Origin of the sequence: Curtobacterium pusillum (assembly GCF_007680845.1) — a bacterium.
GTDB classification, from domain to species: domain Bacteria; phylum Actinomycetota; class Actinomycetes; order Actinomycetales; family Microbacteriaceae; genus Curtobacterium; species Curtobacterium pusillum_B.
In genome coordinates, this window is sequence record NZ_VEIY01000003.1 from 66,955 (window position 1) to 83,755 (window position 16,801).

Below are 16,801 nucleotides of genomic sequence, written 5' to 3' on the forward strand. Positions count from 1 at the left end.
AGACGACCGGTGGCACGATCGACACCCGTCAAGAAGGCGATCCGCTCGCTGACCTGGTTGGTGATCCTGATGGCGGTCCTCGCGGGGTTGAACACCGCCGCGTCGATCCTCGCCGGATCCACCAAGGACGACACCGGGAAGTGGTTCGCCGGGGCGAGCTGGGTCCCGGAACTCGCCCTCGACCTGCAGGGCGGCACGCAGCTGACGCTCGCGGCCCAGAACACCGAGGGCGGCTCGGTGACGAGCCAGCAGCTCGACCAGGCCGTCAACATCATCCGTCAGCGCATCAACGCGACCGGTGTCTCGGAGTCCCAGATCAACACCCAGGGGGCGAACAACATCGTCGTCTCCATCCCGGGCAAGCCGGACAAGGCGACGATCGACCGCATCGAAGCGGCCGCGAAGCTGACGTTCCGCCCGGTGCTCTACACCGAGGCGGCGACGAACACCGCGGTCGGTGACGACGGCTCCTCGACCGCCTCGCCGACGCCGTACTCGCCGCCCGCGTCCCTCGCGGCGACCCCGAGCGCGAAGCCGTCGAACGCGAGCGACCTCAACTGGGTCACGCCGGCGCTGCAGGACCTCTACACGAACTACAACTGCGACGCACCGGACGACGTCACCACGGCGCCCGACGACGAGCCCCTCGTCACGTGCGACCAGGACGGTGCCGCGAAGTACATCCTCGGACCGGTCGAGGTCTCCGGGTCGAACATCAGCAACGCGACGTCCGGCCTCGCGACCGACTCGCAGGGCACCTCCACCGGTCAGTGGGCGGTCAACCTGACGTTCAACGGCGAGGGCACCAAGGACTTCCGGACGGTCACGAACCGGCTCGTCTCGCTGACCCAGCCGCAGAACCAGTTCGCCATCGTGCTCGACGGCTCGGTCATCACCGCGCCGACGACGAACTCGGCGATCACGAACGGCAAGGCGCAGATCACCGGCTCCTTCACGGCGGACTCCGCGAAGACCCTCGCCGACCAGCTGAAGTACGGCGCGCTGCCGATCAACTTCCAGGTCCAGTCGAACGAGAACATCTCCGCCACCCTCGGGACGGCCCAGCTCGTCGGCGGCCTCGTCGCGGGCCTGATCGGGCTCATCCTGGTGATCATCTACTCGGTGATCCAGTACCGGGCACTCGCCTTCGTCACGGTCCTGTCGCTCGGCGTCGCCGCGGCGCTCACGTACCTCGTGGTCGCGATCATGTCGTGGCGCATCGACTACCGCCTGTCGTTGGCGGGTGTCGCCGGTCTGATCGTGGCCATCGGCATCACGGCGGACTCGTTCATCGTGTACTTCGAACGCATCAGGGACGAACTCCGCGACGGCCGCGGGCTCGAGAGCGCCGTCGAGTCCGGCTGGAAGCGGGCCCTGCGCACGATCCTCGCGTCCGACTCGATCAACTTCCTCGCCGCCGTGGTGCTCTACATCCTCGCGGTGAGCGACGTGAAGGGCTTCGCGTTCACGCTGCTCCTCACGACCCTGATCGACGTCGTGGTGGTCGTGATGTTCACCCACCCGATGATGCAGCTCATCGCCCGCAGCCGGTTCTTCGGCGAAGGGCACAAGTTCAGCGGGCTCGATCCGTCCGCACTCGGCGCCGTGTACCGCGGGCGCGCACAGTTCCGCGCTCCCGTCGTCGACGGCAAGCGCCAGCGCAGTGCGGGCGAGGCGCAGCGCCGACAGACGATCGCGGAGCGGAAGGCCCAGCAGGCCTCCGGCGACAACGGCAGCACGCCGGACGGGAAGGACGACTGATGGCCAGCTTCAGCCAGTTCGGCAGCGACCTCTACACGGGCAAGCGCTCCTACGACATCGTCGGCCGGCGCAAGACCTGGTACATCGTCGCGATCATCGCGATCGTGATCTCGCTCGCGGTACCGTGGCTCCGCGGCGGGTACCAGCTCGGCATCGAGTTCACCGGCGGCTCGGAGTTCACGCTCTCCGACGTCAAGAACCTCGACCAGAACCTCGCGACCGAGACCGTCGAGTCGATCGTGCCCGAGGGCGTCCCGCGCGTCTCGCAGCTCGGCACCCACGGCATCCGCGTCCAGACCGGGCAGCTCACCGACCGCGAGACCACCGAGGTGCAGGACGCCCTGGCGAAGGCGTATGACGTGCCGGACAGCCAGGTCGCGGCGACGTTCATCGGTGCGACCTGGGGCGCCGACGTGCTCGCCCAGGCGATCCGCGGTCTCGTGATCTTCCTGGCCCTGGCCGCGGTGTTCATGGCGCTCTACTTCCGCACCTGGAAGATGTCCGTCGCCGCGATGGTCGCGCTCCTCCACGACCTGCTCATCACGGCCGGTGTCTACGGCATCGTCGGGCTCGAGGTCACGCCCGCGGCGGTGATCGGCTTCCTGACGATCCTCGGCTACTCGCTGTACGACACCGTCGTGGTGTTCGACAAGGTGCGCGAGAACACGAGCCAGGAATCGCACCGCACGTTCGTGCAGTCGGTCAACCTCGCGGTCAACCAGACCCTCGTGCGCTCGATCAACACCTCCGTCGTGGCCCTGCTGCCGGTCGGCGCGATCCTCTTCATCGGGTCGTACGTGCTCGGCGCCGGGACGCTCCGCGACATCTCGCTCGCGCTGTTCATCGGCATCATCGTCGGCACGTACTCGACGATCTTCATCGCCTCGCCGATGTACGCGCACCTCCGCGAGAACGAGCCGAAGATCAAGCAGGCGGACGCGAAGAAGCAGGCCGCAGCGGCGAAGCGCAAGCGCGAGGTCGACGCGGCGGCGAACGCCTGATGCCCGCCGAGATCGACGAGGTCGACGTCGCCGAGGCGCTCCGGCGGCTCGGGTCCGGCTCGCGGCTCTTCGACGTCCGCGAGCAGGGGGAGTGGGACGAGGTCCACGCGCCCCAGGCAACCCTGGTGCCGATGTCGGAGCTGGTGGCGCGGTGGCAGGAGATCGACGGCGGCGACCAGCCCGCGATCGTCGTCTGCCACTCGGGCGCCCGGTCCGCACGGGTCGTCGCGGCCCTCGAACAGTCCGGTGTGTCCGCGGTCAACCTGACCGGGGGCATGGTGGCCTGGGAGCAGGCGGGCGCTCCGGTCGTCCGCGACGCCCAGGGCGAACCGCGTCACGAGCACTGACCGGACACGCGTAGTCTTGTCGGATCGAGCTCGGACGGTCGTCACGGGAGGCGCATCATGACGGACACGCGTGAGTCCACGCCCCAGGACGCCTCCACCCCGAGCGCGAGCCGTCCGGGTTCCGCGCCGCGCCCGTCGAGCCCGCTCGGCCCGAACACGACCGGCAACCTCGGCTCGCTCCGGTCGCTGCTGCCGCGGCTGTTCTCGCGTGCCCAGCCCGCCGGCGCGGTCGACACCCTCATCCGGACGGTCCGGTCGCACCACCCCAAGGCCGACGTGACGCTCATCGAGCGCGCGTACTCGGTGGCCGAGCGCGCCCACGACGGGCAGAAGCGCAAGTCGGGCGAGCCGTACATCACGCACCCGGTGGCCGTCGCCCAGATCCTCGCCGACCTGGGGATCGGGACGATCACGATCGCCGCCGCGCTCCTGCACGACACAGTGGAGGACACCGACTACCAGCTCGACCAGCTCCGCGCGGACTTCGGCGACGAGATCGCCATGCTGGTCGACGGCGTCACCAAGCTCGACAAGGTCAAGTACGGCGACAGCGCCCAGGCCGAGACCGTCCGCAAGATGGTCATCGCGATGTCGAAGGACATCCGCGTCCTCGTGATCAAGCTCGCCGACCGCCTCCACAACGCCCGCACGTGGGGCTTCGTCGAGTCGACCTCCGCCACGCGGAAGGCGAAGGAGACGCTGGAGATCTACGCGCCCCTGGCGCACCGGCTCGGCATCCAGATGATCAAGCTCGAGCTCGAGGACCTCTCGTTCGCGGTGCTGCACCCGAAGCTGTACGTCGAGATCGACAGCCTCGTCAAGGAACGCCAGCCGAAGCGCGAGCAGTTCGTCCAGAACGTCATCGGGACGCTGAAGAAGGACCTCAAGGCCGCGAAGGTCCGCGGCGACGTGATGGGCCGCCCGAAGCAGTACTACTCGATCTACCAGAAGATGATCGTCCGCGGGCGCGAGTTCGACGAGATCTACGACCTCGTCGGGATCCGGGTCCTCGTCCCCACGGTCCGTGACTGCTACGCGATGCTCGGCTCGGTGCACGCCCGGTGGACGCCGCTGCCCGGCCGCTTCAAGGACTACATCGCGACGCCGAAGTTCAACCTCTACCAGTCGCTGCACACCACGGTCCTCGGACCGCAGGGTCGCGCGGTGGAGATCCAGATCCGCACGCACGAGATGCACCAGCGCGCCGAGTTCGGTGTCGCGGCGCACTGGAAGTACAAGCAGCGTGCAGCCGGCCGGGACGTCGACACCTCGTCGTCGGCGACCGACCAGGACATGGCGTGGCTCGCGCACATCACCGACTGGCAGGCCGAGACCAGCGACCCGGGGGAGTTCCTCGACTCCCTGCGCTACGAGATCGGCGCGAAGGAGACCTACGTCTTCACGCCGCAGGGCAAGGTCATCGGACTGCCGTCCGGCGCCACGCCCGTCGACTTCGCGTACGCCGTGCACACCGAGATCGGGCACCGCACGATGGGCGCGAAGGTCAACGGCCGCCTCGTCCCGCTCGAGAGCACGCTGTCCAGCGGCGACGTGGTCGAGATCTTCACGTCGAAGAACCCCGACTCCGGCCCGAGCCAGGACTGGCTGACCTTCGTCCGGAGCCCCCGCGCCCGGAACAAGATCAAGCAGTGGTTCACGAAGGAACGCCGCGAAGAAGCGATCGAGCAGGGCCGCGACGCCATCGCCCGCGCGATGCGGAAGCAGAACCTGCCGCTCCAGCGGATCATGAGCCAGGACTCCATCTCCGAGGTGGCGTCCTCGATGCGCTACGACGACGTGTCCGCCCTGTACGCCGCCGTGGGCGAGGGACACGTCTCGACCCAGTCCGTGATCGAGAAGGTCCTCGGGAACGTCCAGACCGAGACCGAGACGGAAGAGCCGGAGCTCAGCTTCCCGCGCCAGGTCACCAGCCGCCAGCTGCGCAACAGCGACAGCGGCGTGCTCGTCCGTGGCGCGCCGGACATCCTGGTGAAGCTCGCGAAGTGCTGCACCCCGGTGCCGGGCGACCAGATCGTCGGGTTCATCACCCGCGGGCAGGGCGTCTCCGTCCACCAGGCGTCGTGCACCAACGTGAAGTCGCTCATGAACGAGCCCGACCGCATGATCGAGGTCGAGTGGGCGCCGTCGTCGAAGTCGGTGTTCCTCGTCCAGATCCAGATCGAGGCGCTCGATCGGTCGGGGCTCCTCAGCGACGTCACCCGGGTGCTCACCGAGTACCACGTGAACATCCTGTCCGCGACGGTCTCGACGTCCTCCGACCGCCTGGCGCTCAGCCGGTTCGTGTTCGAGATGGGCGACACCACCCACCTCGACCGGGTGCTCAACGCGGTGCGCCGGATCGACGCCGTCTACGACGTCTACCGGGTCAGCGCCGGCTGACCCGGGCCCCGGAGCCCACGGAGCCGACGCTCCGCCTGCCGGGCCATCGGGATCGTCCCGAGGGCGTCGAGGCGTCGTCCGAGTTCGTCGACGGTCACCGTCCCGGTCGCGAGCAGCCCCGTCACCGCGGACGACTCGGCGGCGCCGAAGTCCGTGCCGGGTCGGCTCGGGCTCCGGAGGAGGTCCACCGCCGTCCGGATCGGCGTCGTCACGTCGAGCCCACCGGTCCGGACGACGTCCCCGTCGGCCAGGACGACCTCCCGCAGCCGCACGCTCGGGCCGACGTGCACGCGGAGCGTCGGCGAGATGCACGCGTCGAGCGGCGTCGGCGGTCGCGACGTCGCGCCCCAGATCCACGCGGCGGTCCGGGTGCACGCGATGAGCCTGGCGTCCGGCAGGCTCCAGGCCGTCGCCGCCGCGCGGAGTGCGGGGGTCTGCGGTTCGGCGGGGGAGGCCCAGCAGTCGCCGACGGGCACGAGCTCACCCGCCAGGACCGCCGCGCGCAACTCGGCTTCCGGCCAGTCGTCAGTGGTGAGCAGCGGGGAGCGGGGCACCCGGACATCCTGCCCGATCACCCGCCGACCGGCGGGCTGCCTGTGGACAAGCGCACAGGCGGACGGGAGGCGCGGGGCGGCGCCGCACCGCGCCTCCAGTCCGGCAGTGGACGCGACCACCGCGCCACCGGCACCCGACGGGACCGTCAGCGCACGCGCGTGCGCGTCAGCGCAGGACGTCCGCGCGGTGCACGAGCGCGGCCGCGCCGATGAGCGGTCCGTCCTGCGACAACCCCGTCGGCACGATCTGCACCTTCGTCACGAACCCGAACTCGACCCGCTCCGCGACGGCCTGCCGCGCGTACTCGAACAGGTCCGGGGTGACGTGCGAGAAGCCGCCACCGATGGCGACGACTTCGAGGTCGACCAGGCTCGTCGCCGCGGCGATCGCCTGGCCGAGGGCCCGACCGCTCCGCTGGACGGCCGCGACCGCGATCTCGTCACCGGCCGCGTAGCCAGCCGAGAGCTCCTCGCCGGTGGTGCCGGCGAACCCCTGCCGACGCGCCCACGCGACGGTCTTCGGGCCGCTGGCGATCGCCTCGAGGCAGCCCGTGCCGCCGCACGCGCAGTGGTCGTCGAAGCCGCCGCACTCGACGTGGCCGATGTGCCCCGCGTTCCCCGTCGGGCCGCTGACGGTGCGGCCGTGCAGGATGAGTCCGCCACCGACGCCGGTCGACACGATCATGCCCATGACGTGGTCGAAGCCCTGGGCCGCGCCGACCCAGTGCTCGGCGAGGGTGATCGCGAGACCGTCCATCCGGAGCGTCACGGGGACGCCGGCGGGCACGTGCCGGGCGACGCGGTCGCGCAGGGGGTACCCGCGCCAGACCGGCATGTTGAGCGGGGACACGAGCCCGTGCTCCTCGTCCACCGGGCCGGCCGAGCCGACCCCGACGCCGACGAGCGTCGCGTCGGCGGGGAGCGCCGCGAGCGCGGCCGTGACGACCTCGTCGACCGCGGCCTGCAGTTCGTCGGACGTGCGCTGCGGGCCGGTCGGGCTGCGGAAGCGCGTGGCGGGCAGGACCACGCCCGCGTCGGTCACGAGGGCCGCTTCGACCTTCGTGCCGCCGAGGTCGACGGCGAGCGCGAGCGCGTTCGTGGTCGGGGTGGTGGACTGCGGTGCGGTGGTGGACATGCTCGCTCCGATGCGGCGGTCTGGAGGCGCGGTGCGGGCCGCCGGGGCGGCGTCGCGCCCGGTGGGGTCCGGCTCCGTGCTGGTGGGTCGGTCAGTGCTGGTGGTGCGGTGGTGCGGTGCTGGTTGTGCTGGTGGTGCTCGTGTCAGTACGACGTCGAGTCGTCGCCGAGCGCCGACGCGGTACCGGTCTCGGCGCGGTGTGCGACCTCGTCGAGGATGCGGGCCGAGGCGCTGGTGCCGATGCGGTTCGCGCCCGCCTCGACCATCTCGAGGAACGTGTCGAGCCCGCGGACGCCGCCGGAGGCCTTCACACCGGTGTCCGGCCCGACCGTGGCGCGCATGAGCCGGATGTGGTCGGCGGTCGCACCGCCGCCGGCGAACCCGGTGGAGGTCTTCACGAAGGCCGCGCCGGCACGCTGAGCGGCCCGGGACGCGGCGACGATCTCGTCGTCGGTGAGGAACGCGGTCTCGAGGATGACCTTGACGACGGTGCTGCCGGCGGCGTCGACCACGGCGCGGACGTCCTGCTCGACGCGCTCCCAGTCGCCGGACTTCGCCGCGCCGATGTTCTGCACCATGTCGAGCTCGAAGGCGCCGTCGGCGAGGGCCTGCAGCGACTCGGCGACCTTGGCGGCGGTCGAGGTGGTGCCGTGCGGGAAGCCGATGACGGTCCCGACGCCGACCCCGGTGCCGGTCAGACGACCGACCGCGTACGCGACGTCGCTCGGTCGGACGCACACGCTGAACACGCGGTACGCGGCGGCCTCGTCGAGCTGGGCGTCGACGTCGGAGCGGGTCAGCTCCGGCTTGAGGATCGCGTGGTCGATGAGACCCCGGACCGCATCGGCACTGACGTGGTCGGGATCGACGGGGAACGCTGCATTGTCCACCGGGCAAGCCTACCCGGAGCCGAGCCGCGTACCGTGCCCCGCATGCACGTCCTCGTCACCGGAGCCACCGGGTACATCGGTGGTCGCCTCGTCCCCCGTCTCCTGGAAGCCGGCCACAGCGTCCGCGTCTTCGTCCGCACGCCCCGCAAGCTGCAGGACGTCCCCTGGCACGACGACGTCGAGATCACGTCCGGCGACCTGCAGGACGCCGCGGCTGTCCGCACCGCCGTCGACGGGATCGAAGCGGTCTACTACCTCGCGCACGCGATGGGGGCCGAGGGCGACTTCGAGCACGCCGAGCGCCAGGCCGTCGAGACCATGGCGCACGAGGCGGAGGCGGCCGGGGTGCGCCGGTTCGTGTACCTGGGCGGCCTGCACCCGGACGGCGAGCTGTCGAAGCACCTCAGGAGCCGGAAGGAGGTCGGCGACGTCCTGCTCCGGTCCGGCGTCCCCACGATCGCGTACCAGGCCGGCGTCGTCATCGGCTCGGGCAGCACCTCGTTCGAGATGATCCGCCACGTGACCGACGTCCTGCCCTGGATGCCGGCGCCCCGGTGGGTCCGGAACCGCATCCAGCCGATCGCGGTCCGCGACGTCCTCTACTACCTCGTCGCGGCACTCGACATCCCCGAGGACGTGAACCGCACGTTCGACATCGGCGGACCCGACGTCCTCCGCTACGGCCAGATGCTCAACGGGTACGCGGTGGAGGCGAAGCTGCCGCAGCGACCGATCTCCGTGCTCCCGGTGCTCACCCCGGGTCTCGCGGCGCACTGGTTCAACCTCGTGACCCCGATCCCGCGCAAGCTCGCGACACCGATCATCGAGTCGCTGCAGTTCGAGTGCGTCCAGCGCGAGCACGACATCGACGACGTGGTGCCCCGGCCGAAGGGTGGGCTGACGTCCTACCGCCGAGCGGTCCGGCTCGCCCTGACGCGCATGCGCACCGGCGAGGTGGAGACCAGCTGGCGGAACGCGACCCTGGCCGCGACCCCGGCCGACCCGCTGCCGAGCGACCCGGACTGGGCCGGGCACACGGTGTACGTCGACGACCGCAAGCGCCACTCCGCGGCCTCGGCCGAGGACGTCTGGCGCGTCGTCGAGTCGATCGGCGGCGAGAACGGGTGGTACTCCTTCCCGCTCGCCTGGGTCGCTCGCGGCTGGCTGGACAAGCTCGCCGGCGGAGTCGGCCTGAACCGCGGCCGGCGTGATCCGAAGCGACTCGAGCAGGGCGACGCGCTCGACTGGTGGCGCGTGGAACGACTCGAGCGCGGGCGGTACCTGCGGCTGCGCGCCGAGTTCAAGTCACCGGGACGCGCCTGGCTCGAGATGACCGTGACGCCGGCGGACGACGGCGGCAGCGACTACCGCCAGCGCGCGATCTACTTCCCGCAGGGACTCGCCGGACGGCTGTACTGGTACTCGATCCTCCCCTTCCACGGCGTGATCTTCCCCGGCATGGTGGAACGCATCACGGCGGCCGCCGAACGGGAGTCCGAGCACACCGAGTCGACGGGGCGGAACTGGACCCAGCAGAATGGGGGCGGGGAACCCGCACACGAGGAGGCAGCATGACCACGGAACGCACCAGCGTCCTGTTCCTGGGCGACAGCATCACCGAGCAGGGTTCGTGGGACGCGTGGCTGCCCGACGAGCGCACCGTCAACCTCGGCATCGGCGGCGACACCACGGACGGGGTCCTCGCACGCCTGGACGCCGTCATCGCCGAGCAGCCCGAGGTGATCGTGCTCCTCATCGGCACGAACGACTTCGGCAACCACCGCAAGAGCGTCGAGCACGTGGTCCGCGGGGTGGAGTCGATCCTCGTGACGCTCCGTCGCGAGCTCCCCGGCGTCCGTCTGCTCCTCGTGTCGATCCTCCCGCGGCAGGCGGAGTGGGCGGCGAAGATCGAGGAGGCGAACCGGCACCTGCGCCAGTTCGTCGCCACGTGCCACGCGCAGTACCTCGACGCGTGGCCGGCCCTCGCCGACGGCGACCACCTCGACGAACGCTTCACCGACGACGGCCTCCACCTCACGGAGGACGGCTACCGCGCGTACGTCGCCGAACTCCTGCCGGCGCTCGAGCGGGTCCGGGGCCTGCCGCCGATGTCCCGTCCCTTCCAGGCGATCGACCTCGACGACGCCGCGCTCTGATGGCGGCACGCAAGGGCCGGCCGGCGGCGGGCTCGTCGCTGCACGGCGTGCCGTCGGCCCCGGCGCGTCCGGGACCGTCGGCGTCGGGACGGGGCGGACGAGCGGGCACCGACACCCCACCGTTCACCCGACCGGCCCTCGCACCGTCGCTCATCGCGGCGATCCTCCTGCTCGCCTGCGTCGCGCTCCTCGACACGTCGGCGTTCGTCTTCGCCCGGTGGGGCGTCGCCGTGCTGGCGCTCATCGTCCTCGTGTTCGCGGTCCGGGGGCGTGCGTGGTGGGCCGCGGTCCTGATGGCGGCGGTCGCCGTCTGCTGGAACCCGATCGCCGTCGTGCCGATCCCGGGCGAGGTGTGGGCGGCCCTGCAGATCGTGGCGGCCGCGCTGTTCATCGTCGTGGGGATCCTCGTCAAGGTGCCCCGCGAGACGGAGCCGACCCGCGCCTCCAGGTCCTGACGGGTCCCGCGCCGACGGGCGCGACCAGGGGTCCGCGCGGACGGTAGGATCGAGGGGTCGGGCGCAGGGCCCGGCCGACCGACGCGAAGGGCGTGGATGAGCAACGAGACCGAGCCGGAGACCGAGAGTCCTCTGCTGAACCCTCGACCGTCCTCCGGCGGTCTCGATCGACCCGACGTCGTCGTGCGGAAGGGTCGGCTGACGCTCGTCAACGGGCACCTGACCCCGCAGCAGTCGATGATCGAGGACCTGCTGTTCCTCGACGACGCGCTCACCAGCGGCGACGTCGACCACCTGCTCATCCGCGGGAACGACCAGCGACCCGTCATCGCCGTGGACGAGCGCGACCGACAGCGTGCCGAGAGCGCCGTGATGGCCGCCGCGGCGAACGAGCCGTTCTACGCGAAGCCGCCGGGGGAGCCCGCGGTGCTCGTCATCGACGACGGCCTCGGACCGGTCGACGAGCCGGTGCTCCGCGTGTTCCGACCGCGCGTCGAACCGCTCGGACGGCTCCGGTACGGCGCCGAGACGAGCGTGCAGCTCGAGTTCTGGCGCGTCACCGACACCGAGGTCCTCGCACCGGTCGAGAACGCGCTCATGCGACGCAGCCTCCCCATCGACGAGTTCGTGCTCGTCGACATCGAGCGCTACGGACGCACCTGGCGCACCGTCGAGCACATGTTCGACGACCACGTGTCGGACATCCGGTTCCCGATCGACATCGTGTTCTCGTGGGTCGACGGCAACGCCATCGAGTACCAGCGCGCCCGTCAGGCGGCGCAGTCCGGCGCCGTGCTCGGGGAAGGCGACGACGCCCCCGCCCGGTTCCGGCAGATCGACGAGCTGAAGTACGCCCTCCGGTCCGTGCACACCTTCGCGCCCTGGATCCGGCAGATCTACATCGCGACCGACTCGCCGGCACCGCACTGGCTCGCCGACCACCCGAAGGTGCGGATCGTCCGCTCCGAGGAGTTCTTCGCCGACCCGTCCGTCCTGCCGACGCACAACTCGCAGGCCGTCGAGTCGCAGCTCCACCACATCCCGGGCATCAGCGAGCACTTCATCTACTCGAACGACGACATGTTCTTCGGCCGCACGGTCGACCCGTCGGTGTTCTTCAGCCCGGGATCGGTGACGAAGTTCATCCTCGCGACCACCCGGATCGGGCTCGGGTCGAACAACCCGGCGCGCAGCGGGTTCGAGAACTCCGCCCGGGTCAACCGTCGGCTCCTGCAGCAGCGGTTCGGTGCCGTCACGACGCGGCACCTGGAGCACGCACCCACGCCGCTCCGGGCCTCGATCATGACCGAGATGGAACACGAGTTCGCGGACGAGTTCCGCGCGACGGCTGCGTCCCGGTTCCGGGCGGCCGAGAACATCTCGGTGACGAACTCGCTGTACCACTACTACTCGCTGCTCACGGGTCGGGCGATCGTGCAGGAGAACGCTCCGGTGCGGTACATCGACACGACGATGCAGTCCGGACTCCGGGCACTCGACGAGCTGCTCAAGAAGCGGAACGTGGACTTCTTCTGCCTGAACGACGGCAGCTTCCCCGAGGTCAGTGACGAAGAGCGGACGCAGCGGGTGACCGACTTCCTCGAGCGGTACTTCCCGTTCCCTGCGCCGTGGGAGAAGCCCGCGTCCTGACGCGGGCGCTGGCGCCGCGGGCGCCGCGGCGCGGCCCAGCGGCGGCGCGGCCGCCGGGGCCGGGCGGGCCGGTCCGCCGAGCGGGCACAACACGCCGCACGCCCTCCGCCGAGCGGGCGTTACAGGCCGCCCGAGTCCGGCGACCGTGACAGATATGGCCCGCTCGTCGCCCCCGCGCGTCCGGCATGCCGAGGTCTCACCGCGTGCAACCTCGGCGCCGACCTGGCCGGGTCTCGCACCGAGCGGGCGGGACACGCGCACGCCGAGGGCCGAGCGGGCACAACACGCCGCCCGGGTTCGGCGACCGTGACGGATATCGCCCGCTCGGCGCGCCCGCGAGCTCGGGGCGGCCGGACGATCGGCCTCGCCGAAGTCGCACGGCGTGCGGCCTCGGGGGCAGACGGGCCGGGCGTCGAGCGGGCAGGACACGCCGCGCGGCGAACGCCGAGCGGGCAGGAAGTGCCGGGCAGGCCCGGCGAGCGTGACGGATGTTGCCCGCTCGGCGTCGGCGCCGGCGCCCGCCGTCAGCGGTGGACGGGGGAGACCGGCACGGAGTCGAGCGTGAACACCGGGATGCTCGACGTCACCGGCGCCGGCTCGGCCGCTGCCGGGATCACGACGCCGGCGGCCGCGAGCCGAGCCTCGGTTTCCACCGCGGACACCGGCTGCCCGACCGTCCCGTAGTGCCCGATCGGCACGACCGAGTGCACCACGTTGTGGCCGTAGACGTGCACGAGGTTGAACGACTGCGCGCCGTCCTGGCCCCGGGTCCCGCCCTGGAACTCCGTGAGGTCCTGGGTGTAGCACGTGGCACTCGCGACCGAGACGGGGATCCCGGCGAACACCGCGCTCGTCGAGTAGTGCAGGTGCCCGGCGATGATCGCGATGACGTCACTGCCCTCGACCACCTCGGCCAGGGCGTCCTGGTCGCGCAGCTCGACGAGGACGGCGAGGTCCTGCACGCTCGGGACCGGCGGGTGGTGCATCGCGAGGATCGTGCCGTGCGGGGCCTGTTCCGAGAGTACCTCGGCGAGCCAGTCGAGCTGCGCGGGGGAGACCTCGCCGTGATGGGCGCCGGGGACGCTCGTGTCGAGGGTGATCACCCGCAGGCCGTTCACGTCGTAGACGAAGTCGACCGGACGGTCGGTGGGTTGAAGGCCGAAGAGCTCCTGGCGGAAGGCGCCGCGCTCGTCGTGGTTGCCCATGGCCCAGATGACCTGGGCGCCGATCCGCTCGGCGGCGGGCTCGACGATCGACCGGATCCGGGCGTACGCCCCTGGCTCGCCCTTGTCGGCGACGTCGCCGGTGACGACGATCGCCTCCGGACGGGTCCCGGAGGCTTCGATGTCGGCGACGATCTCGCGGAGTCGGGCTGCGGCGTCGACGTCACCGTAGAGGTCGCCGTCACCCGCCACGAGGTGGGTGTCGCTGAGGTGGAGGAGGAAGTGGTTCGGCCTGGGGTGTTCGGCCGTCCGGCTGTCCATCGGGGTTCCATTCCGTTGGCGGGTGCGTGGTGCAACACAGTGCCACACCGTCCTGGACGAGTCCAACACGTCCGCGTGAATCGCGGGTGAACCGGAAGCGGTGTTTCCCGAAACCGAGGCGAACATGAGGCGAACGAACGAGCCCCCCGACCACGAAGTGGACGAGGGGCTCGTTCGTTCTTGCCGAGGAATTTAATGGTTGCCAGCACCGATGGCCGCAGCCGGGTGCTCACCTTCCGCGAGCTCGGGCCCGTGGTGCGCAGCGTGTGCCGCGTCGAGCTCGGCCTTGCTGACCGGCGTGATGCGGTCCTCGAAGAAGAAGCGCGACATGCTGGCGCGGATCTTCTGCACCCCGGTGATCTGGCCCTTGGCGTTCGGGCGGATCATCAGCGGCTTGTACTCGTTGAACTGCAGCAGCTTCCACCGCTCGTACTCGTCGAGCTGCTCGTGCACCTCGATGTACTCGCCGTGGGGGAGTCGCACGATGCGGCCGGACTCGTACCCGTGGAGCACGATCTCGCGGTCCTTCTTCTGCAGGGCGAGGCACACGCGCTTCGTGATCCAGAAGGCGACGAACGGGCCGAGGACCGTCGTGGCCTGGATCACGTGGATCACGTGGTCGATCGAGACGTAGAAGTGGGTCGCGATGATGTCCGACGAGGCGGCGGCCCAGAGGCTCGCGTAGAGCGTGATGCCGGCGGCGCCGAGCGCGGTGCGGGTCGGGGCGTTCCGCGGACGGTCGAGGATGTGGTGCTCGCGCTGGTCGCCCGTGACCCACGCCTCGATGAACGGGTAGATGAACATCGCCAGGATGAGCGCCACGAGGACGGCGATCGGAGCCAGGATGTTGAACGACACCGTGTAGCCGAACCACACGACCTCCCAGTGCGGCGGCACCAGACGGAGCGCACCGTCGGCGAAGCCGATGTACCAGTCGGGCTGGGTACCGGCGGACACCGGGGACGGGTCGTATGGGCCGTAGTTCCAGATCGGGTTGATCGTGAACAGCGACGCGATGAGGGCGAGGATGCCCGCGACGATGAAGAAGAACCCACCGGCCTTCGCGGCGAACGCCGGGAGGATCGGCACACCGACGACGTTCTCGTTCGTCTTGCCGGGGCCCGCGAACTGCGTGTGCTTGTTGATGACGACCAGCACGAGGTGGACGCCGAGCACTGCGACGAGGATCGCCGGCAGCAGCAGGATGTGCAGCGTGTAGAGACGGCCGACGATGTCGGTGCCCGGGAACTCCCCGCCGAACAGCAGGTAGGCGATCCAGACGCCGATGACAGGCACACCCTCGATCATGCCGACGATGATGCGCAGACCGTTGCCGGAGAGCAGGTCGTCGGGGAGCGAGTAGCCCGTGAAGCCCTCGGCCATGGCCAGGACCCAGAGGATGAAGCCGAACACCCAGTTGAGCTCACGCGGCTTGCGGAACGCGCCGGTGAAGAACACGCGGGCCATGTGCAGCATGATCGACGCCACGAACAGCAGGGCCGCCCAGTGGTGGATCTGCCGGACGAAGAGCCCGCCGCGGATGTCGAACGAGATGTTCAGCGTCGACTGGAGTGCCGTCGACATCTCCACGCCCTTCAGCGGGACGTACGAGCCGTGGTACACGACCTCGGCCATCGACGCCTGGAAGAAGAACGTCAGGAAGGTGCCGGAGAGCAGGACGACGACGAAGCTGTACAGCGCCACCTCGCCGAGCATGAAGCTCCAGTGGTCGGGGAAGATCTTGCGCCCGACCTCCTTCACGAGGCCCGAGATGCTCGTGCGCTCGTCGATGTAGTTGGCGACCCCGCCGATGATGCGGGATCCGCGCTCCGGTGCCGGCTTGGTGCTCGACGCAGGTGCGGTGGTGGTGGTGCTGCTCATCAGCGTTCACGCTCCCAGAAGGACGGTCCGACGGGCTCGTGGAAGTCGCTCTGGGCAACCAGGTAGCCGTCGTCGTCGATCGCGATAGGAAGTTGGGGGAGGGGGCGTGCCGCCGGCCCGAAGATGACCTCGCAGTTGTTCGAGACATCGAAGGTCGACTGGTGACACGGGCAGAGCAGGTGGTGCGTCTGCTGTTCGTACAGGGCGACCGGGCACCCGACGTGGGTGCAGATCTTCGAGTACGCGACGATGCCGTCGTACCCCCAGTCCTCGTGCCCCTTGCTGGGGTTGAGGTCCTTCGGGTCGAGGCGCATGAGGAGCACGGCGGCCTTGGCCTTCTCCTCGAGCATGTCTTCCTTGTCGAGCAGGCCGTCGGGGATGACGTGGAACACCGAACCGATGGTCACGTCGGACGCCTTGATCGGCAGACCCGTCGGGTCCTTCGTCAGGCGCGTGCCCTTCGCCCACATGGTGTGGCGGAGGAGTTCGTTCGGGTCGGCGGCCGGTGCGAGGTCACGCACGAGGACGATGCCCGGGAGCGGGAACGCGGCCAGCGCACCGATCATCGAGTTGCGGATCAGCTTGCGACGGCTGAAGCCGGACTCCTTGTCGGCGAGCTGGAAGGCCTCGACGGCCTTCGCGCGGGTCGCGTCCGTGCCACGGGTGCCGTGACGGAGCTCCGAGATCTCGCGGTCGACGACGAGCGACTTCGACCAGTAGACGGCACCGAGGCCGAGTGCGAGCAGGGCGAGCGCGATCGACAGACCGAGGAACAGGTTCGCGGTGCGGACCGTGCCGAAGTCGTCGGAGCTGATCGGGAACGCGACGTACGCCGCGATCGCGAGGACGCTGCCGACGATCGACAGGTAGAAGAACGTGGCGACCTGACGCTCGGCGAGACGCTGCTTCTTCGGGTCGACGTCGGTGCGGCGCGCGCGGTGCGGCGGCTCACCCGGGTTCTCGAACGGCTCCGTGGGGAGGACCGCGATACCAGCCGACGTCGGGGTCGTGCCGTGCTTCTCGACAGCCGAGGACGAGTTCAGTGCCTCGTCGTCGTGCTCTGCCATGGTGTTCCCTTCAGTGTCGT

The 16,801-nt window shown here is 70.2% G+C and carries 14 protein-coding genes; 8 read left to right on the top strand and 6 right to left on the bottom strand.

Going from position 1 to position 16,801, the window contains the following annotated elements; genetic code table 11:
- Positions 1-9: 9 nt before the first annotated feature.
- Genes secD through FS825_RS07985 form a run of 4 tightly spaced genes read left to right on the top strand, consistent with a single transcriptional unit; the run spans position 10 to position 5,509 of the window.
- Positions 10-1,761, top strand: coding sequence for a protein translocase subunit SecD (gene secD, locus FS825_RS07970; RefSeq protein WP_144711982.1), 1,752 nt, complete (start codon positions 10-12; stop codon positions 1,759-1,761).
- Positions 1,761-2,762: a protein translocase subunit SecF gene (gene secF, locus FS825_RS07975; RefSeq protein WP_144711984.1), complete on the top strand. Its 1,002-nt coding sequence runs from the start codon at positions 1,761-1,763 to the stop codon at positions 2,760-2,762. The genes secD and secF overlap by 1 nt, the downstream gene beginning before the upstream one ends.
- Positions 2,762-3,109: a rhodanese-like domain-containing protein gene (locus FS825_RS07980; protein WP_144711986.1), complete on the top strand. Its 348-nt coding sequence runs from the start codon at positions 2,762-2,764 to the stop codon at positions 3,107-3,109. The genes secF and FS825_RS07980 overlap by 1 nt, the downstream gene beginning before the upstream one ends.
- 57 nt (positions 3,110-3,166) lie before the next feature.
- Positions 3,167-5,509 (top strand): RelA/SpoT family protein, encoded by a 2,343-nt coding sequence (locus FS825_RS07985; RefSeq protein ID WP_260981091.1) that lies wholly within the window; start codon positions 3,167-3,169, stop codon positions 5,507-5,509.
- Here the strand turns inward: FS825_RS07985 and FS825_RS07990 are convergent.
- The 3 genes from FS825_RS07990 to deoC all read right to left on the bottom strand — a co-directional run bounded on the left by FS825_RS07990 (position 5,488) and on the right by deoC (position 8,088).
- A complete protein-coding gene (locus FS825_RS07990) occupies positions 5,488-6,063 on the bottom strand; it encodes a hypothetical protein (RefSeq protein ID WP_144711988.1) in 576 nt (191 codons plus the stop codon). The genes FS825_RS07985 and FS825_RS07990 overlap by 22 nt on opposite strands.
- Before the next feature lie 166 nt (positions 6,064-6,229).
- Positions 6,230-7,198, bottom strand: coding sequence for an ROK family protein (locus tag FS825_RS07995; protein WP_144711990.1), 969 nt, complete (start codon positions 7,196-7,198; stop codon positions 6,230-6,232).
- A 143-nt stretch (positions 7,199-7,341) separates the two neighbouring features.
- A complete protein-coding gene (gene deoC / locus FS825_RS08000) occupies positions 7,342-8,088 on the bottom strand; it encodes a deoxyribose-phosphate aldolase (protein WP_186377134.1) in 747 nt (248 codons plus the stop codon).
- 42 nt (positions 8,089-8,130) lie between these two features.
- Here deoC and FS825_RS08005 point away from each other — a divergent pair, with 42 nt between their 5' ends.
- The 4 genes from FS825_RS08005 to FS825_RS08020 all read left to right on the top strand — a co-directional run bounded on the left by FS825_RS08005 (position 8,131) and on the right by FS825_RS08020 (position 12,349).
- Entirely contained in the window at positions 8,131-9,663 is a 1,533-nt protein-coding gene (locus FS825_RS08005; protein ID WP_144711992.1) for an SDR family oxidoreductase, read from the top strand.
- Positions 9,660-10,244, top strand: a complete 585-nt coding sequence (locus FS825_RS08010; RefSeq protein WP_144711994.1) for a GDSL-type esterase/lipase family protein — start codon at positions 9,660-9,662, stop codon at positions 10,242-10,244. The genes FS825_RS08005 and FS825_RS08010 overlap by 4 nt, the downstream gene beginning before the upstream one ends.
- Positions 10,244-10,699 carry a DUF6804 family protein gene (locus FS825_RS08015; protein ID WP_186377135.1) on the top strand — a complete coding sequence of 152 codons (456 nt, stop codon included), beginning with the start codon at positions 10,244-10,246 and terminating at the stop codon, positions 10,697-10,699. The genes FS825_RS08010 and FS825_RS08015 overlap by 1 nt, the downstream gene beginning before the upstream one ends.
- Positions 10,700-10,795: 96 nt before the next feature.
- On the top strand, positions 10,796-12,349 hold the full coding sequence (locus FS825_RS08020) for a stealth conserved region 3 domain-containing protein (protein WP_144711995.1): 1,554 nt from the start codon (positions 10,796-10,798) through the stop codon (positions 12,347-12,349).
- Between the two features lie 524 nt (positions 12,350-12,873).
- Here the strand turns inward: FS825_RS08020 and FS825_RS08025 are convergent.
- The 3 genes from FS825_RS08025 to qcrA form a co-directional block, all read right to left on the bottom strand.
- A complete protein-coding gene (locus FS825_RS08025) occupies positions 12,874-13,833 on the bottom strand; it encodes a phosphodiesterase (protein ID WP_144711997.1) in 960 nt (319 codons plus the stop codon).
- Positions 13,834-14,025: 192 nt separating this feature from the next.
- On the bottom strand, positions 14,026-15,714 hold the full coding sequence (gene qcrB, locus FS825_RS08030) for a cytochrome bc1 complex cytochrome b subunit (RefSeq protein WP_144711999.1): 1,689 nt from the start codon (positions 15,712-15,714) through the stop codon (positions 14,026-14,028).
- Positions 15,714-16,781, bottom strand: a complete 1,068-nt coding sequence (gene qcrA / locus FS825_RS08035) for a cytochrome bc1 complex Rieske iron-sulfur subunit (RefSeq protein WP_186377136.1) — start codon at positions 16,779-16,781, stop codon at positions 15,714-15,716. The genes qcrB and qcrA overlap by 1 nt, the downstream gene beginning before the upstream one ends.
- Positions 16,782-16,801 lie beyond the last annotated feature (20 nt).